This window comes from Streptomyces sp. NPDC039609 (assembly GCF_055596705.1).
The window spans coordinates 19,465-40,325 of record NZ_JBVIUJ010000017.1 but is presented as its reverse complement, the minus strand read 5'-3'; the positions used below and the strand labels follow the sequence as shown (position 1 = coordinate 40,325).

Genomic DNA, 20,861 nt, shown 5'->3' with positions numbered 1-20,861 from the left:
CCCGTTGGTGCCAGCACAAGGAAGGACGGACGACGTGAGAAGACTGCGCCTGGCCGGCGAACCCATGCAGATCGGCGAGGTCGCCGCACGGACGGAGCTGTCCCTGCGGTCCATCCGCCAGTACGAGGACACCGGTCTGGTCGTCCCCTCCGCATCCTCCCCGGGCGGATTCCCCCTCTACACCGAAGCCGACGTGGACCGGCTGATGGTGATCGGCCGGATGAAGCCACTCGGCTTCACCCTCGAAGAGACCCGAGAGCTGCTCACGGCGATGGACCGCCTCGCCACGGACCACCCCGGCACGGACGGGGAACTCCCGCCCGACGAGCGGTCCGCCCTGGCCGCACGCGTACGACGCTACGAGCGGGCCGCCACCGAGCGGGTCGCCGAACTGCGTGCCGAGCTGGCCCGCGCCGAGGAGTTCGCCGGCTCCCTGCGGGCCCGCCTGGTCGGCCGCGCCGAAATCCCCGTCTACTCCTGAAGCAAGGCGGCCAGCTCCGCGAAGAAGCGGGCGTACGCCGCCGGGCTCGGCGGAGTCTCCGGATTCCACGGCGCCACCCGCGCGTGCGCAACGGGCGGGAACGCGTCGGGCCCGACGGCGTTGGCGCGGCTGTCGTAGAGCACGAGGCCCGGGTTCAGCCGGGCCGCGTGCTCCCAGTCGGCGGTGAGCCAGTTCGCGCCCGCGCCGGGACCGGGATCGAGCAGGCGGACGCCGAGCTCCTGGAGCCGGGCCAGCTCGGGCCAGGCATGGGGCCGGGCCAGATGGACCTGATCGGGCCCGGCACCGGAGAGAGCGAGGACGGTGACGTCCGAACGCGCGGCGACGGAGCGAAGCACGGCCTCGGGATCCTGGTGCGCGGCGGGAGCCGCCGAGCCCCCGAGCGCCGCCCCCAGCTCACCGAAACGCCCGATGATCGCCGACAGTGTGAGCTCGTTGCCCACGGAGAGCACCAACAACGGCACGCCGAGCCGCTCGGCGACGGCCTCGTCCAGCGCGTACGCGCTCTTCCCGTCGTACGTGACGTCCACGATCAGATCGGGGCGCAGCCCCCGCACGGCTTCCTCGTCCAGGGTCCGCCCCGGCCCCAGATAGGGGACACCGGCCACCGCCAGCTCCCCCGCCTTGACCGGATCGAGCGCCCCGCCGTCGTGCCCGGAGCCGTACACCCCCACGGACGTCACCCCCAGATCCCGCAGCGCCGCCCCGGCCCGCACATAGGCCACGACCCGCTCGGGCGGCTGTACGGCGGTCAGCTCCGTCCCCCTGTCGTCGGTGAACCCCCACACCTCTGCGTCCGACATGCGGCTGCTCCCTCCCCGGCCGGAATGGCTCCCTGTCCCGGCCACCTTGAAGCGCTTCCCCGACCCGCACAAGAGGGCCTCGCGCCCCTCCGGGCCGGGCGGGACTTCGGTCCCGGACCCCCCTGCCGAAAGTCCCCCGCGGTGGTGTTAACTGAACAGGTCGGGAGGAAGCAGTAGGAATCGTCAGCGCCGTGCGCAGGCGCCGTCCCATGCAGGACGTGCCTCCCGTACCGGCCCTCGCGCCCTGGAGTCAGCCATGTCGTCCTTGCCCGGCCAGTTCTCGGACCCCCGTGTGATCACCCTCTTCGGGCTGCTCGCCGTCTCCGCCGCCGTGTGGGTGGCGCTGGGGCTGCGCTCCCGTGCCCGCCGCGCGCAGGCGGACGCGCCGCTGGAGCGGGTCTGGCACCCCCAGGAGACCGTGCCGCTCACCCCGGCCGAGGAGCACGCCTTCGGCCAGGTCGTCTCACGCCTCTCGGTGGGTTCCGCGGGCCGCCTGCGGTAGCCGACCGGATCCGACCGACCGCGGGTCGAGCGGATCCGGCGCGCCCGAGGGCGGCGTCACCGGGCGCCGCAGGTCGGGCGCCGCATGCGATAGCCGACCGGATCCGACCAACCGCGGGTCGGGCGGATCCGGCGCGCCCGAGGGCGGCGTCACCGGGCGCCGCACGTCTGGCGGATCCGGCGCACCTGAGGACTGGGACGCACCTGAGGACTGGAGAGATCCGGCATACCCGGAGGCGGGGCGAGCCACCGCGGGGCGGGCGTCACCGGCTCCCTCACGTCGGGTCGATCCGGCCCAGATGCGGCCCAGGTCCGGCCTAGGCCCGGCCTAGGTCCGGCCCAAATCCGGCCCAGGTCCGGCGGACCAGGCGGCCGCATGGCCAGGGTCACTGCACCGCGGCCGCCCAGTCGCGCGGGTTCCGTCCGGTCGCCGCGAGAAGTCGCTCGAACGCGGAGGCGCCCTCCGGCGGCTCCACCTCCTCGCCGAAGACATTCATCTTCCGGGCCGTCGGAGCCATCTGCTCCACCAACTCCGCCAGGTTCTCCACGACGTCCGGGTCCGGCTCGAAGGACCGGCCGGTGGCCTGGGCGAGGTCCCAGATGTGCACGGTCAGGTCGAGCAGCACCATCGATCCGACGGTGCGGGCCGGCAGCCCCATCCCCGCCGAGACACCCTCCTCCGCACCCGGTGCCGCCCACGCCGCGACGAGCTTCGCCGTCTCGGCATCGAAGCGGGTGCGCCAATCGGCGTCGGCCAGGTAGTCGGGGTTCGAGGCGAAGTCGGCGGGCTGCTTGGCGGCCAGGGCCTGGAAGTTCACGACGATGTGGAAGAGGTGGTTGAGCAGCTCGCGCACGTCGTACTCGGAGCACGGCGTGGGCGCGGCGAAGCTGTCGTCGGCGATACCGCGCACCACGGGGGCGGCCTGGGCGGCAGCGGTACCGAGCAGCTCACTGATGGGTTGCGTACGGTTCGTCATGAATCGACGCTAGGTGATCCTGCCCAGGACGTCTTGAAGAAACACGCCAACGGCAGGTCGGCGCCTACGCTGGGTGGCATGGCTCCCTCCGGTCCGCGCCGCGACACCCGGGGAATCGTCGACCCCGACGAACTCCTCGCCCGCGTCCGCTTCCGCCGTCACGAGCCGGCGCCGGAACTGCGCCCGTATCTGGAGCACTACTGGTTCATCGACTGGGCGCTCTCCGAGCCGTACGCCAGTCATGTCGTCCCGCACCCGTCCGTGAACATCGTCTTCCAGCGGTACGAGGGCGACGGCCAGGAGGTCGTCTTCGGGGAGGTCGCCGGGATCGGGCTCGAACTGTTCACGAAGAAACTCACGGGCGTCGGCCGGGTCTGCGGAGTGCAGTTCCGGCCGGGCGGCTTCCGGCCGTTCGCCCCCGCGTGGCCGGTCTCGGAGTGGACGGGCCGCCGCGCCCCGCTCGACGAGGTGTTCGCGGACGCCGACGAGGCCTCCGTGAAGACCGTGCTCGCCCCGGAGGCCGACCACGCGCGCGTGGCGGCGCTCGACGCCTTCCTGATGGCCCGTGGCCCCGCGCCCGATCCGCAGGCGGCGCAGGCCATGGCGCTGGTGGACCTGGTCCGTACGGACCGTACGATCCGGCGGGTATCCGAACTGGCCCGCGCGGAGGGCCTGTCGAGCCGCTCGCTGCAGCGGCTCTTCTCCAACTGCGTCGGCGTCGGCCCGAAATGGGTCATCCTGCGCTACCGCATCCACGAGGCTCTGGAGCGCGCCGAGGCCGCGGGCGTCGAGGAGCCCCCGGACTGGGCCGGGCTCGCCGCCGAGCTCGGTTACAGCGATCAGGCCCACCTCGTACGGGACTTCACGGCGACGGTCGGAGTGCCGCCGACCGCGTACGCCCGCCAGGTGTCCGACCCCTGACCTACAGTGCGGGCATGGATGCCGACACCACACCCGCCTCGTCATCTTCACCCCCCTCGCCCGCCTCGCCCGCCCGGCCGGTGCGGCTGGAGCCTTGGTCCGAGGACGACTTCGGGCTGTTGCGCGCGATGAACGCACCCGAGTTGATGGAGCACCTCGGCGGCCCCGAGACCGAGGAGGCGCTGATCAAGCGGCATCGACGCTATGTGGATCTGAGTGCCGCGGGTACGAGCGCGGGCCGGATGTTCCGGATCGTGCTGCTCCCCGAGGAGGTCGTGGTCGGCAGCATCGGCTTCTGGGAGCAGACCGCGGACGAGGAGCCGGTCTACGAAACGGGCTGGACGGTACTTCCCGGGTTCCAGGGGCGGGGCGTCGCGACCGCGGCCACGCGCGCCGTCGCGGGGCTGGCGCGCGCCGCGCGCTCGCACCGCTTCCTGCACGCCTTCCCCTCGACGGACAACGGCCCGTCGAACGCGGTGTGCCGCAAGGCCGGCTTCGAGCTGCTCGGGGCGCGCGACTTCGAGTATCCGCCCGGCCATCCGCTGCGCTGCAACGACTGGCGCCTCGACCTGGAGGCCCTCTAGCGCTCGACCGGCCCGCTGTCGGTCCTCCGCCGGCCCCGCCCTCAGCCCTTCCTCAGCTCTCCGCGCCGTCCGTGGGCAGCGACTTGGTGAAGTGGAAGGCCACGATGTCGAGGCGCTCGCGCAGGTAGAAGCGGTGGGCTCCGGTGCGGTGGGTGCCGGAGTCCAGGTTGAGCTCGCGGCAGCCGGCGGCGCGCGCGTGCTCCTCCAAGTGGGCCAGGAGCGCGTGACCGACACCGGTGGAGCGCGCGGTGGCGGCGGTGACCAGGTCGTCGACGTAGAGCTTGCGGACCGAGCTGGTGTTGTCGATGATCCGCCAGCCGGCGGCGCCCACGCAGGTGCCGTCATCGCCGTAGGCCGCGCTGAAGCGCAGGCCCTGCGGCCGGCCGTTGCGGTGGATCTCATGGAAGAGCTCGGGCGTGAGGTGCGGGCGCAGCTCGCGCAGGACGGGGAGCATGTCGGATTCCAGGCGCGGGTCACCCGGCTCGAGGTCGATGATCTTCATGGCGGGACGGTATCCCAGGGTCGGCGCCCCTGACGGGGCCGTCGGGGTTTTATCAGGGTTGACGAACGGGGCACGCTCACGAATAGTTATCTGCGTGACACAGATTATTCTTTGCGCAGCCAACTGCGTGAGGACCGCCTCGACGAAGGGACCCCTGCCATGACCGTCCTTGTCACCGGAAGCCGCGGCCGCGTGGGCTCCGCCCTCCTCGAACTGCTCCACGGCGCCGGCATCAAGGCCAGAGCCGCCTCCAAGAACCCCGCGGCCCTCTCCCCACCCGACGGCATCGACACCGTCCGCTGCGATCTCTCCGATCCGGCGGACTTCGAGGCCGCTCTCGACGGCGTCGACTCCGTCTTCCTGTACGCAGAGCCCTCGCATGTCGACGCCTTCGTCTCGCGAGCCCGGGTGGCCGGCGTCCAGCACATCGCTCTGCTCTCCTCCAGCTCAGTCCTCGCCCCCGACGCCGCCGAGAACCCGATCGCCGCCTCCCACCTGGCCGTCGAGCGGGCCCTCGCGGCCGCGGCGGCCGACGGCACCTTCGAAGCGACCCATCTCCAGCCGGGCGCCTTCGCGACGAACGCCCTGCAGTGGTCGTGGGCGATCAGGTCCGCACGCGCGGTGGAGCTTCCGTATCCCGGGTCGCACAGTGATCCGATCCACGAGAAGGACATCGCCGAGGCCGCGTTCGCGGTCCTGACCGAGCCCACGCTGCGCGGCTCCTCGTATCTGCTGACCGGCCCCGAGTCGCTCGACTTCACCGAGCAACTGGCGATACTCGCCGAGGCGACGGGCCGGCCGACGGCCACAGCCGCCATCCCTCCCGAGCAGTGGAAGCAGTCGGTCGCCGACTACATACCGGAGACCTTCGCCGACGCCCTGCTCTCCTACTGGGCCTCGCACGACGGCCGGCCGGTCACTCCGACCCGGACGGTCGAGGAGCTCACCGGACACCCGGCCCGCACCTTCGCCGAATGGGCCACCGACCACGCGGACGCCTTCCGCCCGTAGGAACGGGAGCCGCGGCCGAATTCCCTGGCCGCCCGGCCGTTCTCGGTGACATCCTGTCCCCGTGAACGGACCGGAGATCCAGATCAGCTTCGCCCCCGACCTGCGGCTCTTTGTCTCGGCGGATCGCCGCCCGGGACGCACGGCCGTCGCGACGGACGGCGCCTCGACGCTCGGCCATGTCGTGGAGTCGCTGGGCGTTCCGCTGACCGAGGTCGGACGGCTGTCGGTGGACGGACGCGCGGTGGAGGTCTCCCACATCCCCGCGGCGGGCGAGACGGTCGAGGTCGAGGGCGTGGAGCGCCCTCAGCAGGTCCCCGGGGCTCCGCTCCGGTTCCTCCTCGACGTGCACCTGGGCACGCTGGCGCGGCGGTTGCGACTGCTCGGGGTGGACGCGGCGTACGAGAGCGAGGACATCGGCGATCCCGCGCTGGCCGCGCTCTCCGCGAAGGAGCAGCGCGTGATGCTCTCCCGGGATCGCGGGCTGCTGCGCCGCCGGGAGCTGTGGGCCGGTGCCTATGTGTACAGCGACCGGCCCGACGACCAACTCCGTGACGTGCTGGAGCGGTTCGCGCCCCCCTTGGCGCCCTGGACCCGCTGCACCGCCTGCAACGGGCAGCTCACTGACGCCGACAAGGACTCGGTGCGCGAGCGGCTGGAGCACGGCACGGAGAAGACGTACGACGTCTTCGCGCGGTGCACGGAGTGCGAGCGGGTGTACTGGCGGGGCGCCCACCACGCCCGCCTGGAGGCGATCGTCACCGACGCGCTGCGGGAGTTCGGCGGCGCGACGACGCGCTGAGCCGGCCGGCGCGGCGGGGTCAGCCGATCTCCCCCTTGCGCAGCCGCTCGACCTGCTCCGCACTGAGCTCGACGGTCCGGCGCATATGGGCGATGAGCAGGGCGACCTCGTCGTCGCTGTAGGCGTCGAACATCGTGCCCCAGGCCCCGTTGAGCCGCCGCCAGAAGGCGCCCAGCTCGGCCATCCGCTCCGGCACGGCGGTGACGAGTACGCGCCGCCTGTCCTCGGCGTCGCGCTCGCGCGTGACGTAGCCGGCCCGCTCCAGCCGGTCGACGAGCCGGGTTGCGGATCCGGTGGTCAGCCCGGTCAGCTCGGCGATCCGGCCGGTGGTGACGGGGCCGGATTCCAGGGAGAGCAGGTTGAGGCACTGCACGTCCGTCGGGTGGAGCTTCAGACGGTCGGCGACGGCCTGGTTGAACAGCGCGTACGCGGCCATGTAGTGGCGGGCCTCGCCGTACAGCTCGGCCATCAGGCCGTCCCGCCGGGCGGAGCTCTTCTGCGTCATGCAGAGATTGTACGAAGCAGCATCCCGCGGCCCTACGGCTCCGGGGCCGTCAGATACCGCTGAACGGTCGGCCCCAGCCAGGCGACGATCTCGTCCGTGGACATCTCGACCGCGGGCGGCAGCCGCAGCACATAGCGGGTGAGCGCCATACCGAGGATCTGCGAGGCGACCAGCGCGGCACGGCGCGGCGCCTCGGCGGGGTCGGGACAGACGCCGCGGGTGATCGGACCGAGCTGCCCGGCGAAGATCGCCTGCATCCGCTCCATACCGGCGGGGTTGGTGACACCGACGCGCAGGAGCGCGGTCAGGACGTCGTCGCGCTCCCAGCGGTCGAGGAAGTGCGTGACCAGAACCACACCGATGTGCCGGGACGGCAGCGCGGCGAGCTCGGGAAGCTCCAGCTCGAAGTCGGACGCCGCGGCGAACAGCCCCTCCTTGCTGCCGTAGTAGCGCATCACCATCGACGGATCGATTCCGGCGTCGCGGGCGATGGCGCGGATGGTGGCACGCTCGTAGCCGTCGGAGGCGAAGCGTTCACGGGCGGCTTCGAGGATCGCGGCGCGGGTGGCGTCGGAGCGGCGGGCGGTCGTCATGCCAACGACTGTAGGCCAACGGGTGTTGACAGTCCATCGGAGGCAGATCTAGCGTTGCCAACAAGCGTTGACCAAGAGGTGTTGGCCAACGATCGTGGGCACCACCTTCGGTCAGGAGTGAGCCATGAACCACCTGGACGCGGACGTCCTCGTCGTGGGCGCGGGCCCCACCGGAATGCTGCTCGCCGGCGATCTCGCCGCCGCCGGTCTGCGCGTCACCCTCGTCGAGCGCCGCCCGCACGGCATCAGCAACATGACCCGCGCCTTCGGAGTGCACGCCCGCACCCTGGAGCAGCTCGACGCCCGCGGCCTCGCCGACGAACTGATCGCAACCGGCACCCCCATCACCGAGCTGCGACTCTTCCGCCGCCTCACCCTCGGCCTGACCCGGCTCCGCTCCCGCTTCCCGTACCTCCTCATCACCCCGCAGTACGAGGTCGAGCGACTCCTCGAACGGCGCGCGCTGTCCACAGGTGTGGATTTCCGGTACAGAACGGAACTGCGCGGACTGAGCCAGGACGGCGATCACGTCACCGCCGAACTCACCGACGCCGACGGCACACCCCTCACCCTCCGGGCGCGCTACCTCGTCGGCACCGACGGGGTGCGGAGCGCCGTACGGACAGCCCTCGGCCTGCCCTTCCCCGGCGCCTCGGTGATCCGCTCCATCGTCCTCGCCGACGTTCGCCTCACCGAGAAGCCCGAAGGACTGCTCACGGTCAACGGCGTCGGGGACGCCTTCGCCTTCATCGCCCCCTTCGGCGACGGCTGGTACCGCGTCATGGGCTGGGACCGCACCCGCCAAGTCCCCGACAGCGAGCCCGTCGACCTCGAAGAGGTCCGCACCATCGCCCGCCGCGCACTCGGCAGCGACTACGGAATGCACGACGCCCGCTGGATCTCCCGCTTCCACAGCGACGAACGCCAGGCCCCGTCCTACCGCATCGGCCGCGTCTTCCTCGCCGGAGACGCCGCCCACGTCCACTCCCCCGCCGGCGGCCAGGGCATGAACACCGGCCTCCAGGACGCCGCCAACCTCTCCTGGAAGCTCGCCGCCGTCCTGCGCGGCGACGCCCCCGACCCCGAGGCCCTGCTCGACAGCTACCAGTCCGAGCGCCACCCCGTCGGTGCCATGGTGCTCCGCAGCAGCGGCGCCATCGTCCGGCTCGCCATGGCCCGCGGCCCGCTCCAGCGCACCGCGCGCGCCCTCGCCGCACGGATCCTCGACACCGTCCCCGCCGCCTCCGCCAAGGCCCTGGGCATGATCAGCGGGCTCGGCATCTCCTACGGCCGAGACACCCGACGCGTCCCCGACCTGAAGCTGCGCGAGGGCAGGCTCTACGAACTGCTACGCAAGGGCGAGTTCGTCCTCGTCGCCCCCGAGGGCACCACACCCGCCCTGCCGACCTCCCCCACCACCCCCGCCCGGCTCGTCCGGGCCACCTGGACCGACCCCACCCGCCGCTCGACGCTCCTGGTCCGCCCCGACGGCTACACCTTCTGACCACACGACCGGAAGCGACCTCTGACTATCCGTCAATCTGCGTGTCCCCTGAACCCCCGACGCCCCATGGCACCCTGGCCCCATGGTGATCGCCCGCTCCGCCGCCCTCTTCGCCGTCGCCGCACTCTTCGAGATCGGCGGAGCCTGGCTCGTCTGGCAGGGAGTCCGCGAGCACCGCGGCTGGATCTGGATCGGCACCGGAGTCCTCGCCCTCGGCATCTACGGCTTCGTCGCCACCCTCCAGCCCGACGCCGAATTCGGCCGGATCCTGGCCGCCTACGGCGGAGTGTTCGTCGCCGGATCCCTCGCGTGGGGCATGGTCGCCGACGGCTACCGCCCCGACCGCTGGGACGTCGTCGGCGCCCTGATCTGCCTCGCCGGCATGGCCGTGATCATGTACGCCCCGCGCGCCCGCTGACCTCCACCCGCCACCTATCCTGACCACGCGATCGACACAATCGACCACACGCGCGAGGAGCACGTCATGACTGCCGCCGGTACCCCCATCGCCGTCGTCACCGGAGCGAGCAGCGGTATCGGCGCCGCGACGGCCAGGCAGCTCGCCGCCGCCGGATACCGGGTGGTCCTCACCGCCCGCCGCAAGGACCGCATCGAGGCACTGGCCGCCGAGATCGTCGAGGCCGGTCACCAGGCGACCGCCTACGCCCTCGACGTCACCGACCGCGAGGCCGTCCAGACCTTCGCAACCGCCTTCCGCACGATCGCCGTCCTCGTCAACAACGCGGGCGGCGCCCTCGGCGCGGACCCCGTAGCCACCGGCGACCCGGACGACTGGCGCCAGATGTACGAGGTCAACGTCATCGGCACCCTCAACATCACCCAGGCCCTGCTCCCCGCCCTCACCGCCAGCGGCGACGGCACGGTCGTCGTCCTCTCCTCCACCGCCGGCCACGCCACCTACGAGGGCGGCGCCGGCTACGTCGCCGCCAAGAACGGCGCCCGCGTCCTCGCCGAAACCCTCCGCCTGGAGATCGTCGGCACCCCGGTCCGCGTCATCGAGATCGCCCCCGGCATGGTGAAGACGGACGAGTTCGCCACCACCCGCTTCCGCGGCGACACCGACAAGGCCGCCAAGGTCTACGCGGGCGTGGCCGAACCCCTCACCGCCGACGACGTCGCCGACACCATCACCTGGGCCTGCACCCGCCCCCCGCACGTCAACATCGACCTCCTGGTCGTCCGCCCGCGCGCCCAGGCCTCCAACACCAAGGTCCACCGCGAGCTGTAGGCGCCGCGGGCAGACACCGACCGGCAAGGCCGGCGAAGAGACACACAGGCGAGGAGGGGCCGACGCCATCGCGTCGGCCCCTCCTCGTACGTCCCTCAGCCCTTCACACAGATGACCTGCTTCAGCTTCGCGACCACCTCGACCAGGTCCCGCTGCTGCTCCATGACCTTCTCGATCGGCTTGTACGCGCCCGGGATCTCGTCGACGACACCGGAGTCCTTGCGGCACTCCACGCCCCGCGTCTGCTCCTCCAGGTCCCGCGTCGAGAAGCGCCGCTTCGCCGCGCTCCGGCTCATCTTCCGGCCGGCGCCGTGCGAGGCCGAGTTGAAGGACGCCTCGTTGCCGAGACCCTTCACGATGTACGAACCGGTGCCCATCGAGCCCGGGATGATCCCGAAGTCGCCGGAGCCGGCCCGGATCGCGCCCTTACGGGTGACGAGCAGGTCCATGCCCTCGTACCGCTCCTCCGCCACGTAGTTGTGGTGGCAGGAGATGACCGGATCGAAGGTCACCTTCGCCTTGCGGAACTCCCGGCGGACGACCTCCTGGAACAGCGCCATCATGATCGCGCGGTTGTACTTCGCGTACTCCTGCGCCCAGAAGAGATCGTTGCGGTACGCGGCCATCTGCGGGGTGTCCGCGACGAAGACCGCCAGGTCCCGGTCGACGAGCCCCTGGTTGTGCGGCAGCTTCTGCGCCTCGCCGATGTGGTGCTCGGCGAGCTCCTTGCCGATGTTCCGGGATCCGGAGTGCAGCATCAACCAGACAGACCCTTGGCCATCGATGCAAAGTTCGCAAAAGTGATTTCCGCTGCCAAGTGTTCCCATCTGCTTCTCCGCCCGCTCCCGCCGGAACTTGACCGGATCGGCGACCGTATCGAAGCCCGCCCAGAAGTCGCCCCACCCCGCCGTAGGGAACTGGTACAACCGCCCCGGGTCCACCATCTCCCGGTGCATCCCCCGCCCCACCGGAATCGCCTGCTCGATCTTCGATCGCAGCCGGGACAGATCCCCCGGCAGGTCGTTCGCCGTCAGCGACGTCTTCACCGCCGACATCCCGCAGCCGATGTCCACACCCACCGCCGCCGGGCACACCGCCCCGCGCATCGCGATCACCGAGCCGACCGTCGCGCCCTTGCCGTAATGCACGTCCGGCATCACGGCCAGGCCCTTGATCCACGGAAGGGTGGCCACGTTGTGGAGCTGGCGCATCGCGCCGTCGTCGATCATGGAAGGATCGGTCCACAGCCGGATGGGCACCTTCGCACCCGGCACCTCTACATACGACATACTTCCTCGATTCCCCCAAAAAGCCTGATAACGCAAAAACCGGCTCCAAGGCCCGTACAGGTGACAACGGACCGGCATCAACGGCAGCGCGTGCGATAGACATTGTGTCCACCCACCGGTCTCCGGCGGCAAACAGTTTTCGGGGAAGTCTTCGGGAGAAGGGAGCCTGGGAGCGTGCAGCGACAGGCGTACGTACCCGGTCTGACAGCGCTCGCGGCGGCGCTCACCTTGGGCCTCACCGGATGCTCCTCGGGCGGTGGAACCGGCGTGGACGCCGTCGACTCCAAGGCCGGCCCCGCCGCCGCCCCCGCCCCGCCCGGCCGCTACCGCACCCTTTTCGAGCCCTGCGGCTCCGTCCCGCAGGCCACGCTCCGGGACCTGCTCCCCGGCGCCGCCCAGCTTCCCGACAAGGAGCGCGAGCAGGCGTACCGCGGTTCGGCCGCCGTCACCTACGACACCGATCGCCGGGTCGGCTGCAGCTGGAAGGCCGACACCCCCGACGCTTCGCACCGGCTGCGTCTCGACATCGAGCGGGTGGTGTCGTACGACTCCGCCGTCAGCGACGACGACCGGGCGCAGGCGGTGTTCTCGGGCAAGCAGATCGCGGCAGACCTCCCCGAGCCCCCGAAGCCCACGCAGGCGCCGCAGAGTCCGCAGACCCCGGCAAGCCCCACGGGCAGCGCAGGCAGTGCAGGCAGTGCAGGCGGGGCCGGCACCACGGCTCCCGCCGTTCCCGCCGACGCCTCTTCCGGTTCGGCCGACCCGACGCCCACCCCGTCCGTCGCCCCCACCACCGGTCTGGAGCCCCGCGTCCTGGAGGGTCTGGGGCAGGTCGCGTTCCTCGACGACGTGCTCAGCTCGGGCGGTCCGAACGGCCGGCACCGCACCGTGAGCGTGGTGTTCCGCACATCCAACGTGATCGTGACGGTCGAGTACGTGGAGCAGACGAGCGGTTCCGCGGAGCCCCCGGACAGCCAGGAACTGCAGGAAAAGGCCCGGAATCTGGCCCGGCTGCTCGCCGAGCGGCTGGAGGAGTAGCGGCGCGGAGCCGCCGTGTGGGGCCCTCGCGGGCCCATCGCGAGCACGTAACGTGTCGGCGTACCGTGGCCGCCGGCCGGACTGTACGACAAGCGACTGCCGGACCGTACGACAAGCGACTGAAGGAACCATGCACCGATCAGCCCCGCGACTCACCCGCATACTCGCCTGCGCAGCCGTCCCGGTGATGCTCGTCGTCGCCGGCTGCTCCTCGGACTCCGACGGTGGTTCGGACACCCCGGACAAGGGCAAGGGCTCGGCGTCGGCCACCCCCGGCGCTCAGCAGTCGACGAAGACGGTCGAGCCGGCGAAGTTCTCGAAGCTGCCCGACGTGTGCAAGTCGATCTCCGCGAAGACGACCGCGAGCCTGGTGCCCAAGGCGAAGGCGAAGAACGGTACGACCGCGCCCTCCAGCGACACCTTGAGTCGTGGTGGCTGCTCGTGGAACGGTCTCGACGACAAGGGTGTGAAGGGCTCGCACTACCGCTGGCTGGATGTGTCGTTCTACCGCTACGAGTCGGACGCCGCGCTGGGCAGTGGCCAGGAGCGGGCCGAGGAGAACTTCACCAAGGAGCTGGCCAAGCTCCAGGCGACCGAGGGTGCGCAGAAGCTGCGTACCACGGACGCGCCGGGCGTCGGTGAGCAGTCGAAGGCCGTCGCGTACGACCTGAAGAAGACGGGTGAGGACTTCAAGTACGCCTCGGTCGTGGCGCGGACCGGGAATGTGCTGGTGCTGCTGACGTACAACGGCGCCGGTTACGCGGGTGCGGCGGCTCCCACGGACAAGGTCGTGATGGACGGCGCCGTGAAGGCCGCGAAGGAGGCTGTCGCGGCGGTCGCCGCCACGGCCGGGTAACAAACTCGCGGCGGCCCCGCGGGCCGTACGTCGCGAACACCCGCATTTGCGCATGTTTTCGAGGAGTCCGTCCCTCCCCCGGGGGCCGGGCTTCTCGCGCATGTGCCACGCTGTGCCCGCGAGATGTGGATTGACGGGAGGGGATCGCGGGTGGCCGCGGTGCAGCTGACACGCACGCACAAGATACTGATCGGTGTGGTGGTCGCCGGTGCGGTGATCATCGCCGGTATCGGTTTCGCGGGTTCGTACGCCGCTGTGCGCGAGCTCGCCGTCGAGAAGGGCTTCGGCGACTTCTCGTACTTCTTCCCCATCGGCATCGACGCCGGCATCTGTGTGCTGCTCGCACTGGACCTGCTGCTGACCTGGATCCGGATCCCGTTCCCGCTGCTTCGGCAGACGGCGTGGGTGCTGACGGCGGCGACGATCGCGTTCAATGGCGCGGCCGCCTGGCCGGACCCGCTGGGTGTGGGTATGCACGCGGTCATTCCGGTGCTGTTCGTGGTCGCGGTGGAGGCGGCGCGGCATGCGGTGGGCCGGATCGCCGACATCACGGCCGACAAGCACATGGAGGGCGTACGGCTCACGCGTTGGCTGTTGTCGCCGATACCGACGTTTCGGCTGTGGCGGCGGATGAAGCTGTGGGAGCTGCGCTCGTATGAGCAGGTCATCAAGCTGGAGCAGGATCGGCTGATCTACCAGGCTCGGCTCCAGGCGCGCTTCGGACGGGCGTGGCGGCGGAAGGCGCCGGTGGAGGCGCTGATGCCGCTGCGGTTGGCGAAGTACGGGGTGCCGCTGGCAGAGACGGCGGCGGCGGGGCTCGCAGCAGCGGGTGTGGAGCCGGCGCTGATACCGGCGCAGCCGACGGTGGCGCAGCCGCAGCCGGTGCAGGCGGTCCAGGCGCCGGTCCAGTTGGCCGCGCAGCCGCAGCCGCAGCTCCCCCAGGGCCAGGGCGAGGGCCGGAGTCAGGGCCAGGCGCCGGGCCAGGGGCCGGTCGGTCCGGAGCTGCCCGCGAACCACGACAGCCCGTGGTTCCACGCGCAGACCCTGCCGCCGGAGGCGTACGAGACGGCCTTCGACCCTCGGTATGTGGAGGGGCTGGAGCCCACGCCCGTGGCGGTGCCGCAGGGTCCGGAGGATGTGGTGATCCCGGGCCCGCGCCAGGAGCAGGGCGCGGAGCAGTTCGAGGAGTACCCGGAGTTCGTCGAGCCGGAGCCGCCCGTGGACGAGTTCTCCGAGGCGGCCTACAAGGCGATGTGGGACTACGTCGAGGAGCGGCAGGACTTCCCCAATGCCGAGCAGCTCGACATATGGCTCAGTGACATGTACGGGGTGCAGCACCCGCGCAGTGCGTCGATCCTGCGGGAGCTGACTCCGCAGCTGCGGCACCGTATCGAGCGGGAGATGGCGGAGAACCACATCCCGTGACCGGCGGCGGGTCGGGGCTCAGGCCTTGGCCCGCTTTTTCGCGGTCTCGCCCCACAGGGCGAGCGCGATTCCGGCGAGGGCCAGGACGACGTAGCCGGGGGTGGGGATGTCCCACCACTGCTGGAGCACTCCCCAGGCCTTGTCCCCGAAGATCTGCCCGCCGGCGCCGAGTCCACCCTGGACGAGGGTGATCCATCCGATGACTGCGATGACTTCGTTCTTCATGCCTTCACGGTCTCCCGCGGGTTCCCCGTTTTCGTCGTGCCCACGTCGGAAGCGGGTCTAGTCCCAAGGATGGAGAAGGGCTGCCGCCGGCCTCGTCCGCGATCCGCGCCGAGGACGGCGAAGGGCCGCCACCCAACCGGGTGGCGGCCCTTGCCGATGACCGATCCGTGTACCGCTACGCGCCCAGCAGCTTGCGCACGCGGTCCGCGCCGACCGCGAGAAGGAGCGTGGGCAGGCGGGGCCCGGTCTCGCGGCTGACGAGGAGCTTGTAGAGCAGGGCGAAGAACGCGCGCTGGGCGATCTTCAGCTCCGGGGTCGGCTTGGCCTCGGGGTCGAGACCGGCCATGACCTTGGGGACGCCGTAGACGAGCGTGGTGAGGCCGTCCAGGGACCAGTGCGTGTCCAGGCCCTCCAGGAGGAGGCGCAGGGATTCGCGGCCCTGGTCGTCGAGGGAGCCGAGGAGCTCGGCGTCGGGCTCGTCGCGGACGATGGTGCGCTGGTCGGCCGGGACCTGGGTGGTGATCCAGTTCTCGGCGCGGTCCAGACGCGGGCGGACCTCGTCCAGGCTGGTGACCGGCTTCTCCGGGTCCAGGTCGGTCAGGATCCGCAGGGTCTGCTCGTCGTGGCCGGCCGTGATGTCCATGACCGAGGCCAGGGTCCGGTAGGACAGCGGCCGCGGCGTGCGGGGCAGCTCGCCGGCGGCGGTGCGGGCGGCGCGCGTGTACGCGGCCGCGTCCGCCGGCAGCACGGAGCCGTCGGCGACCTTGGCCTCGAGCTTGTCCCACTCGTCGTAGAGCCGCTGGATCTCCTGGTCGAAGGCGATCTTGAAGGACTGGTTGGGCTTGCGGCGCGCGTACAGCCAGCGCAGCAGCGGCGCCTCCATGATCTTCAGGGCGTCGGCGGGCGTCGGCACGCCACCCTTCGACGACGACATCTTGGCCATGCCGCTGATGCCGACGAACGCGTACATCGGGCCGATCGGCTGGACGCCGTCGAAGATCTCGCGGACGATCTGGCCGCCGACGACGAAGGACGAGCCGGGCGACGAGTGGTCGACGCCCGAGGGCTCGAAGATCACGCCTTCGTACGCCCAGCGCATCGGCCAGTCGACCTTCCAGACCAGCTTGCCGCGGTTGAACTCGCTCAGCTTGACGGTCTCGGAGAAGCCGCAGGCCGTGCAGGTGTACGCGAGCTCGGTGGTCTCGTCGTCGTACGACGTGACGGCCGTCAGGTCCTTCTCGCACTGCCCGCAGTAGGGCTTGTACGGGAAGTAGCCGCCGCTGCCGCCGGAGCCGTCGTCCTCGTTCGCCGCGCCGGAGCCCTCCTCGGCCTCCAGTTCGGCCTCGTCGAGGGGCTTCTGCGACTGCTTCTTCGGCGCCTTCTTCGTCCGGTACTGGTCGAGGATCGCGTCGATGTCGCCGCGGTGCTTCATGGCGTGCAGGATCTGCTCGCGGTAGGTGCCCGCCGTGTACTGCTCGGTCTGGCTGATCGGGTCGTACTCGACCCCGAGCTCGGCGAGCGACTCGACCATGGCGGCCTTGAAGTGCTCGGCCCAGTTCGGGTGGGCGGACCCGGGCGGGGCCGGGACCGAGGTGAGCGGCTTGCCGATGTGCTGCTCGTAGCCGTCCTTGTCGACACCGGGGATGCCGTTCGGCACCTTGCGGTACCGGTCGTAGTCGTCCCAGGAGATCAGGTGCCGGACCTCGTACCCACGGCGGCGGACCTCGTCGGCGACCAGGTGCGGGGTCATGACCTCGCGGAGGTTGCCCAGGTGGATCGGGCCGGAGGGGGAGAGTCCGGAGGCGACGACGACCGGTTTGCCAGGCGCACGTCGCTCCGACTCGGCGATGACCTCGTCCGCGAAACGGGAGACCCAGTCGGTCTCGGTGCTGCTCTGAGCCACGGTCGGTACGTCCTTCTTCCTTGATTCCCTCGAAAGCCTTGCAGCCTTACGTCAGCCATTCTCCCAGACGGAACGGCGCACTCTGTGGTTGTCCACAGGTGGAGAAAACACGTTGCCCGCCCGTGGGACACTTGACAAGCGATAAAGCCCACCACTGAACCATCGACAGGAACGGAAGCTCATGGCCTCGGTCCCTTCCCTCGCTTCGACCGTGCAGCAGCGTCTCGCGGAAGGTCTCTCGGCAGCACTGCCGGAGGCCGGTTCCGCCGACCCGCTGCTGCGACGAAGCGACCGGGCCGACTTCCAGGCCAACGGCATCCTGGCCCTCGCCAAGAAGCTCAAGGGCAACCCGCGTGAGCTGGCGACGAAGGTCGTCGACGGCATCCCGGCGAACGACGTGCTGCGGGAGATCGAGGTCTCGGGCCCCGGCTTCCTGAACATCACGGTCACCGACCAGGCGATCATCAAGACCCTCGCCGCCCGTGCCGCCGACGACCGTCTCGGCGTGGCGTTCGGGGAGAACGCCGGCACGACGGTGATCGACTACGCGCAGCCGAACGTGGCCAAGGAGATGCACGTCGGCCACCTCCGCTCCGCCGTGATCGGCGCCGCGATGGTCGAGATCCTGGAGTTCACGGGCGAGAAGGTGGTCCGTCGCCACCACATCGGCGACTGGGGCACCCAGTTCGGCATGCTCATCCAGTACCTGGTCGAGCACCCGCACGAGCTGGACCACAAGTCCGAGGACGAGGTCTCCGGCGAGGAGGCCATGTCGAACCTGAACAGGCTCTACAAGGCCTCGCGCGCGCTGTTCGACTCCGACGAGGAGTTCAAGACCCGGGCGCGGGCGCGGGTCGTGGACCTCCAGGCCGGTGACGAGCAGACGCGTGCCATGTGGCAGCGGTTCGTCGACGAGTCGAAGATCTACTTCTACTCGGTCTTCGACAAGCTCGACATGGACATCCACGACCCGGACGTGGTCGGCGAGTCGGGCTACAACGACATGCTGGTGGAGACCTGCCGCATCCTCGAGGAGTCGGGCGTCGCGGTCCGCTCCAACGGTGCGCTGTGCGTGTTCTTCGACGACGTCAAGGGCCCGGACGGCAACCCGACGCCGCTGATCGTCCAGAAGTCCGACGGCGGTTTCGGCTACGCGGCCACGGACCTGTCCGCGATCCGTGACCGGGTGCAGAACCTGAAGGCGACGACCCTGCTGTACGTGGTCGACGCGCGCCAGTCCCTGCACTTCAAGATGGTCTTCGAGACCGCCCGCAGGGCCGGCTGGCTGAACGACGAGGTCAAGGCGGTCCAGCTGGCGTTCGGCACGGTGCTCGGCAAGGACGGCAAGCCGTTCAAGACCCGTGAGGGCGAGACGGTGAGGCTGGTGGACCTGCTGGACGAGGCCGTGGACCGGGCGACCGCCGTGGTCCGGGACAAGGACAAGGACCGCGGCCTGCTCACCGAGCAGGAGATCGTCGAGAACGGCCAGTACGTCGGCATCGGCGCGGTCAAGTACGCCGACCTGTCGACGTCCGCGGCGCGGGACTACAAGTTCGACCTGGACCAGATGGTGTCGCTGAACGGCGACACGTCGGTGTACCTCCAGTACGCGTACGCGCGTATCAGGTCGATCTTCGGCAAGGCGGGCGAGCTCACGCCGCTGGCCCACCCCGAGCTGGAGCTGGCCCCGGCGGAGCGCGCGCTCGGTCTGCATCTGGACCAGTTCGGCGAGACGCTGGCCGAGGTCGCCGAGGAGTACGCCCCGCACAAGCTGGCCGCGTATCTGTACCAGCTGGCGTCGCTGTACACGACGTTCTACGACCAGTGCCCCGTCATCAAGCCGGCGCCGCCGCAGGAGATCGCGGAGAACCGGCTGTTCCTCTGCGACCTGACCGCCCGCACGCTGCACCAGGGCCTGGCCCTGCTGGGCATCCGGACGCCCGAGCGCCTCTGACGACGCGCCACAGCACGACGAAGGCCCCGGCTCCGTTCCGTACGGCGCCGGGGCCTTCGCCTTCGCTCACTGCGGGGCGGCCCACTCGCCCTTCTCGGGCCGGTAGATGTACTCCTTCTTCCCTTCGATCGCGCTCGTACGGAACGGCTTCCCGCCGTCGTCGACGCGTGCCTTCCCGCGCCGCTCGCCGCTGCTCCACTCCACTTCCAGGTACCAGGAGACGGCGTACGACTCGGTGTGCACGTCGAGGTTGAGGACCTGCGGGTCGCTGGTGGAGACCTTGTACGGGAAGTCCTTGGCCGGCACCCGGTGTTCGCCGTCGAGGCCGGCGACCGGCTTCGCGGTGGGGTGCGGGGCGTCGAGGTCGATGTCGAAGGCCTGCGGGGTGATGCCGCCGCCGCAGCCGTCCCCCATGAAGTACGCCGCCCGGTCCAGGGGTGCGGCGCGCTCGACCACCCGTACGCGGACGGCGTTGAGGACCGTGGCCTCCTCGGTGCGGCCGGTGACGGTGAGCTGGAGCTGCATATGGCCGCCGTCGACCCCGCCGAGCGCCCGCGCCCAGCCTCGGCTGTCCTGCGGGGCGGGCGGGGGCGGGACCTGCCCGGGCGGCTGGCCGAGCACGTAGTGCTGGCCGCAGGCCCCGGCCCAGTTGTAGGAGCTGATGCCCACGCTCACGGGGTCGCCCGTCGGCTGTCGGGTCGTCCGGGCGGATGGGTTCGCCCGGGACGCGGTCGCCGGCGCACTCGGCGTCGTGGCGGCGGAGGAGGCGGAGCCCGAGGTGGAGGCGGAGGCCTTCACGTGCGCGGAGATGCTCGCCGCGGGCGGCTCGACGGATCCGTTCGCGTGCTGTCCGGAGGTCTTCGCGTCGTCGGCGCCCTTCTCGTCGGGGCGGCCGACGGCGTACGCCACGGGCACGGCGAGCGCGACGACGGCGGCCGCGGCGACGGCTGTCCGCAGCCGCTTGCGGGCGCGGGCGGACGCACCGGGGGCGTCCGAGGGTCGCGGATGCGCCTGCACGGTCACGACGACCTCGGGCTCGCGGTCGGCTCCGGGTTCGGCTGCGGGCTCAGGGGCTGTGGGCGTCGCGGCGGTGTCCGAGCCGGAGCCCGAGGCGGCGTCCGAGCGGGCATCCGAAACGGCGTCCGGCGCAGCTTCCGGAGCAGTCACCGCCATGGTTTCCGCCGTGGATTCCGCCGTGGTCTCCACTGCGGCTGCCGTCGAGCTTCCCGCCACGGTTTCCGCCGGACCCTGCGGCTCAGGAGCCGCCGGTCCGTTCTTGCCCCGCCGGCGGGCCTCGTCCGCCAGGATCCAGCTACGGTGCAGTGCGATCAGCTCGTCGCGGGAGGCTCCGCACAGCCGCCCCAGTCTCTCCACCGGTGCGAACTCGGCCGGAACGGCGTCGCCGTTGCAGTACCGGTGCAGCGTCGACGTACTGACATGCAGCTTCTTCGCCAACGCCCCGTAGCTGAGCCCGGATCGTTCTTTCAGACCGCGCACCAGCTCCGCGAAACCATCGGCCTCCGTTGCCACCCGCCCCGTCCCCCTCGTCTCGACCGTCCCAGGAACGCATTCCAGGGGTGGGTCATTTCCCCAGGTCACGGCAGGTCCGCGCGTTCCAGCTTCCCCCATTGTCCCGTGACCGTTGCCGCGAGATCACCCCGCCCCGCAGGGTGAGGCCATGCCCAGCAGCCGTCTGACGGACGTCGTAGCCGTCGCAGTCCTG

At 70.8% G+C, this 20,861-nt stretch carries 22 protein-coding genes; 13 read left to right on the top strand and 9 right to left on the bottom strand.

The genetic code is table 11. The annotated features are described in order from the left end of the window. The first annotated feature begins 49 nt into the window (after nucleotides 1-49). On the top strand, nucleotides 50-481 hold the full coding sequence (locus ACZ561_RS35725; protein WP_471003721.1) for a MerR family transcriptional regulator: 432 nt from the start codon (nucleotides 50-52) through the stop codon (nucleotides 479-481). Here ACZ561_RS35725 and ACZ561_RS35720 read toward each other — a convergent pair. Next, nucleotides 472-1,302 (bottom strand): substrate-binding domain-containing protein, encoded by an 831-nt coding sequence (locus tag ACZ561_RS35720; protein WP_471003478.1) that lies wholly within the window; start codon nucleotides 1,300-1,302, stop codon nucleotides 472-474. The genes ACZ561_RS35725 and ACZ561_RS35720 overlap by 10 nt on opposite strands. Nucleotides 1,303-1,558: 256 nt before the next feature. Between ACZ561_RS35720 and ACZ561_RS35715 the strand changes: the two genes are divergently transcribed. Next, entirely contained in the window at nucleotides 1,559-1,804 is a 246-nt protein-coding gene (locus ACZ561_RS35715; protein ID WP_471003475.1) for a hypothetical protein, read from the top strand. Nucleotides 1,805-2,189: 385 nt separating this feature from the next. Here ACZ561_RS35715 and ACZ561_RS35710 read toward each other — a convergent pair whose 3' ends face one another. After that, nucleotides 2,190-2,780, bottom strand: a complete 591-nt coding sequence (locus ACZ561_RS35710; RefSeq protein WP_471003472.1) for a TIGR03086 family metal-binding protein — start codon at nucleotides 2,778-2,780, stop codon at nucleotides 2,190-2,192. Nucleotides 2,781-2,858: 78 nt separating this feature from the next. Between ACZ561_RS35710 and ACZ561_RS35705 the strand changes: the two genes are divergently transcribed. Together ACZ561_RS35705 and ACZ561_RS35700 are read left to right on the top strand one after the other, a co-directional pair. Next, nucleotides 2,859-3,701, top strand: a complete 843-nt coding sequence (locus ACZ561_RS35705) for a DUF6597 domain-containing transcriptional factor (RefSeq protein WP_471003470.1) — start codon at nucleotides 2,859-2,861, stop codon at nucleotides 3,699-3,701. A 14-nt stretch (nucleotides 3,702-3,715) separates the two neighbouring features. Next, complete coding sequence (locus ACZ561_RS35700; RefSeq protein ID WP_471003467.1) at nucleotides 3,716-4,285, top strand: GNAT family N-acetyltransferase; 570 nt, start codon at nucleotides 3,716-3,718, stop codon at nucleotides 4,283-4,285. 52 nt (nucleotides 4,286-4,337) lie between these two features. On the opposite strand, the gene ACZ561_RS35695 is transcribed toward ACZ561_RS35700, so the two are convergent. After that, complete coding sequence (locus ACZ561_RS35695) at nucleotides 4,338-4,787, bottom strand: GNAT family N-acetyltransferase (RefSeq protein ID WP_471003464.1); 450 nt, start codon at nucleotides 4,785-4,787, stop codon at nucleotides 4,338-4,340. 159 nt (nucleotides 4,788-4,946) lie between these two features. Between ACZ561_RS35695 and ACZ561_RS35690 the strand changes: the two genes are divergently transcribed. Both ACZ561_RS35690 and ACZ561_RS35685 read left to right on the top strand, forming a co-directional pair. Next, a complete protein-coding gene (locus ACZ561_RS35690) occupies nucleotides 4,947-5,798 on the top strand; it encodes an NmrA family NAD(P)-binding protein (RefSeq protein ID WP_471003462.1) in 852 nt (283 codons plus the stop codon). Nucleotides 5,799-5,859: 61 nt separating this feature from the next. Then, on the top strand, nucleotides 5,860-6,597 hold the full coding sequence (locus ACZ561_RS35685) for a Mut7-C RNAse domain-containing protein (RefSeq protein WP_471003459.1): 738 nt from the start codon (nucleotides 5,860-5,862) through the stop codon (nucleotides 6,595-6,597). Between the two features lie 19 nt (nucleotides 6,598-6,616). Here the strand turns inward: ACZ561_RS35685 and ACZ561_RS35680 are convergent, their stop codons facing one another. Both ACZ561_RS35680 and ACZ561_RS35675 read right to left on the bottom strand, forming a co-directional pair. Further along, entirely contained in the window at nucleotides 6,617-7,102 is a 486-nt protein-coding gene (locus ACZ561_RS35680; RefSeq protein ID WP_471003456.1) for a MarR family winged helix-turn-helix transcriptional regulator, read from the bottom strand. Nucleotides 7,103-7,134: 32 nt separating this feature from the next. Then, a complete protein-coding gene (locus ACZ561_RS35675) occupies nucleotides 7,135-7,695 on the bottom strand; it encodes a TetR/AcrR family transcriptional regulator (RefSeq protein WP_471003454.1) in 561 nt (186 codons plus the stop codon). 124 nt (nucleotides 7,696-7,819) lie between these two features. On the opposite strand from ACZ561_RS35675, the gene ACZ561_RS35670 reads away from it, so the two are divergent. The 3 genes from ACZ561_RS35670 (at nucleotide 7,820) to ACZ561_RS35660 (ending at nucleotide 10,448) form a co-directional block, all read left to right on the top strand. Beyond that, nucleotides 7,820-9,199, top strand: coding sequence for an FAD-dependent monooxygenase (locus ACZ561_RS35670; protein ID WP_471003451.1), 1,380 nt, complete (start codon nucleotides 7,820-7,822; stop codon nucleotides 9,197-9,199). Between the two features lie 82 nt (nucleotides 9,200-9,281). Next, nucleotides 9,282-9,617, top strand: coding sequence for a YnfA family protein (locus ACZ561_RS35665; protein ID WP_376436269.1), 336 nt, complete (start codon nucleotides 9,282-9,284; stop codon nucleotides 9,615-9,617). Between the two features lie 66 nt (nucleotides 9,618-9,683). Next, nucleotides 9,684-10,448 (top strand): SDR family NAD(P)-dependent oxidoreductase, encoded by a 765-nt coding sequence (locus ACZ561_RS35660; RefSeq protein WP_471003448.1) that lies wholly within the window; start codon nucleotides 9,684-9,686, stop codon nucleotides 10,446-10,448. A gap of 95 nt (nucleotides 10,449-10,543) precedes the next feature. Here ACZ561_RS35660 and ACZ561_RS35655 read toward each other — a convergent pair whose 3' ends face one another. Continuing rightward, nucleotides 10,544-11,737 (bottom strand): RtcB family protein, encoded by a 1,194-nt coding sequence (locus ACZ561_RS35655; RefSeq protein WP_471003445.1) that lies wholly within the window; start codon nucleotides 11,735-11,737, stop codon nucleotides 10,544-10,546. Between the two features lie 174 nt (nucleotides 11,738-11,911). Between ACZ561_RS35655 and ACZ561_RS35650 the strand changes: the two genes are divergently transcribed. The 3 genes from ACZ561_RS35650 to ACZ561_RS35640 all read left to right on the top strand — a co-directional run bounded on the left by ACZ561_RS35650 (nucleotide 11,912) and on the right by ACZ561_RS35640 (nucleotide 15,056). After that, nucleotides 11,912-12,775: a DUF3558 domain-containing protein gene (locus ACZ561_RS35650; RefSeq protein WP_471003443.1), complete on the top strand. Its 864-nt coding sequence runs from the start codon at nucleotides 11,912-11,914 to the stop codon at nucleotides 12,773-12,775. Between the two features lie 130 nt (nucleotides 12,776-12,905). Next, the gene (locus ACZ561_RS35645; protein ID WP_471003440.1) at nucleotides 12,906-13,631 is read left to right on the top strand and encodes a DUF3558 domain-containing protein; all 726 of its coding nucleotides are present in this window, start codon (nucleotides 12,906-12,908) and stop codon (nucleotides 13,629-13,631) included. Between the two features lie 150 nt (nucleotides 13,632-13,781). Further along, nucleotides 13,782-15,056 carry a DUF2637 domain-containing protein gene (locus ACZ561_RS35640; protein ID WP_471003438.1) on the top strand — a complete coding sequence of 425 codons (1,275 nt, stop codon included), beginning with the start codon at nucleotides 13,782-13,784 and terminating at the stop codon, nucleotides 15,054-15,056. A gap of 18 nt (nucleotides 15,057-15,074) precedes the next feature. Here ACZ561_RS35640 and ACZ561_RS35635 read toward each other — a convergent pair whose 3' ends face one another. Beyond that, nucleotides 15,075-15,281 (bottom strand): hypothetical protein, encoded by a 207-nt coding sequence (locus ACZ561_RS35635; protein ID WP_471003435.1) that lies wholly within the window; start codon nucleotides 15,279-15,281, stop codon nucleotides 15,075-15,077. A 175-nt stretch (nucleotides 15,282-15,456) separates the two neighbouring features. Beyond that, a complete protein-coding gene (lysS, locus tag ACZ561_RS35630; protein WP_471003433.1) occupies nucleotides 15,457-17,184 on the bottom strand; it encodes a lysine--tRNA ligase in 1,728 nt (575 codons plus the stop codon). 181 nt (nucleotides 17,185-17,365) lie between these two features. Here lysS and argS point away from each other — a divergent pair, with 181 nt between their 5' ends. Continuing rightward, nucleotides 17,366-19,138 carry an arginine--tRNA ligase gene (gene argS, locus ACZ561_RS35625; protein WP_471003430.1) on the top strand — a complete coding sequence of 591 codons (1,773 nt, stop codon included), beginning with the start codon at nucleotides 17,366-17,368 and terminating at the stop codon, nucleotides 19,136-19,138. 66 nt (nucleotides 19,139-19,204) lie between these two features. Here the strand turns inward: argS and ACZ561_RS35620 are convergent, their stop codons facing one another. Continuing rightward, nucleotides 19,205-20,668: a helix-turn-helix domain-containing protein gene (locus ACZ561_RS35620; protein WP_471003427.1), complete on the bottom strand. Its 1,464-nt coding sequence runs from the start codon at nucleotides 20,666-20,668 to the stop codon at nucleotides 19,205-19,207. Between the last annotated feature and the right edge of the window lie 193 nt (nucleotides 20,669-20,861).

What these genes read in the sequence shown, in the direction of transcription:
- ACZ561_RS35710 (WP_471003472.1), bottom strand. Translation starts at nt 2,780, where the DNA reads ATGACGAACCGTACGCAACCCATCAGTGAGCTGCTCGGTACCGCTGCC.
- ACZ561_RS35635 (WP_471003435.1), bottom strand. Translation starts at nt 15,281, where the DNA reads ATGAAGAACGAAGTCATCGCAGTCATCGGATGGATCACCCTCGTCCAG.
- ACZ561_RS35675 (WP_471003454.1), bottom strand. Translation starts at nt 7,695, where the DNA reads ATGACGACCGCCCGCCGCTCCGACGCCACCCGCGCCGCGATCCTCGAA.
- ACZ561_RS35700 (WP_471003467.1), top strand. Translation starts at nt 3,716, where the DNA reads ATGGATGCCGACACCACACCCGCCTCGTCATCTTCACCCCCCTCGCCC.
- ACZ561_RS35645 (WP_471003440.1), top strand. Translation starts at nt 12,906, where the DNA reads ATGCACCGATCAGCCCCGCGACTCACCCGCATACTCGCCTGCGCAGCC.
- ACZ561_RS35670 (WP_471003451.1), top strand. Translation starts at nt 7,820, where the DNA reads ATGAACCACCTGGACGCGGACGTCCTCGTCGTGGGCGCGGGCCCCACC.
- ACZ561_RS35680 (WP_471003456.1), bottom strand. Translation starts at nt 7,102, where the DNA reads ATGACGCAGAAGAGCTCCGCCCGGCGGGACGGCCTGATGGCCGAGCTG.
- ACZ561_RS35690 (WP_471003462.1), top strand. Translation starts at nt 4,947, where the DNA reads ATGACCGTCCTTGTCACCGGAAGCCGCGGCCGCGTGGGCTCCGCCCTC.
- ACZ561_RS35715 (WP_471003475.1), top strand. Translation starts at nt 1,559, where the DNA reads ATGTCGTCCTTGCCCGGCCAGTTCTCGGACCCCCGTGTGATCACCCTC.
- ACZ561_RS35720 (WP_471003478.1), bottom strand. Translation starts at nt 1,302, where the DNA reads ATGTCGGACGCAGAGGTGTGGGGGTTCACCGACGACAGGGGGACGGAG.
- argS (WP_471003430.1), top strand. Translation starts at nt 17,366, where the DNA reads ATGGCCTCGGTCCCTTCCCTCGCTTCGACCGTGCAGCAGCGTCTCGCG.
- ACZ561_RS35665 (WP_376436269.1), top strand. Translation starts at nt 9,282, where the DNA reads ATGGTGATCGCCCGCTCCGCCGCCCTCTTCGCCGTCGCCGCACTCTTC.
- ACZ561_RS35695 (WP_471003464.1), bottom strand. Translation starts at nt 4,787, where the DNA reads ATGAAGATCATCGACCTCGAGCCGGGTGACCCGCGCCTGGAATCCGAC.
- ACZ561_RS35655 (WP_471003445.1), bottom strand. Translation starts at nt 11,737, where the DNA reads ATGTCGTATGTAGAGGTGCCGGGTGCGAAGGTGCCCATCCGGCTGTGG.
- ACZ561_RS35660 (WP_471003448.1), top strand. Translation starts at nt 9,684, where the DNA reads ATGACTGCCGCCGGTACCCCCATCGCCGTCGTCACCGGAGCGAGCAGC.
- ACZ561_RS35705 (WP_471003470.1), top strand. Translation starts at nt 2,859, where the DNA reads ATGGCTCCCTCCGGTCCGCGCCGCGACACCCGGGGAATCGTCGACCCC.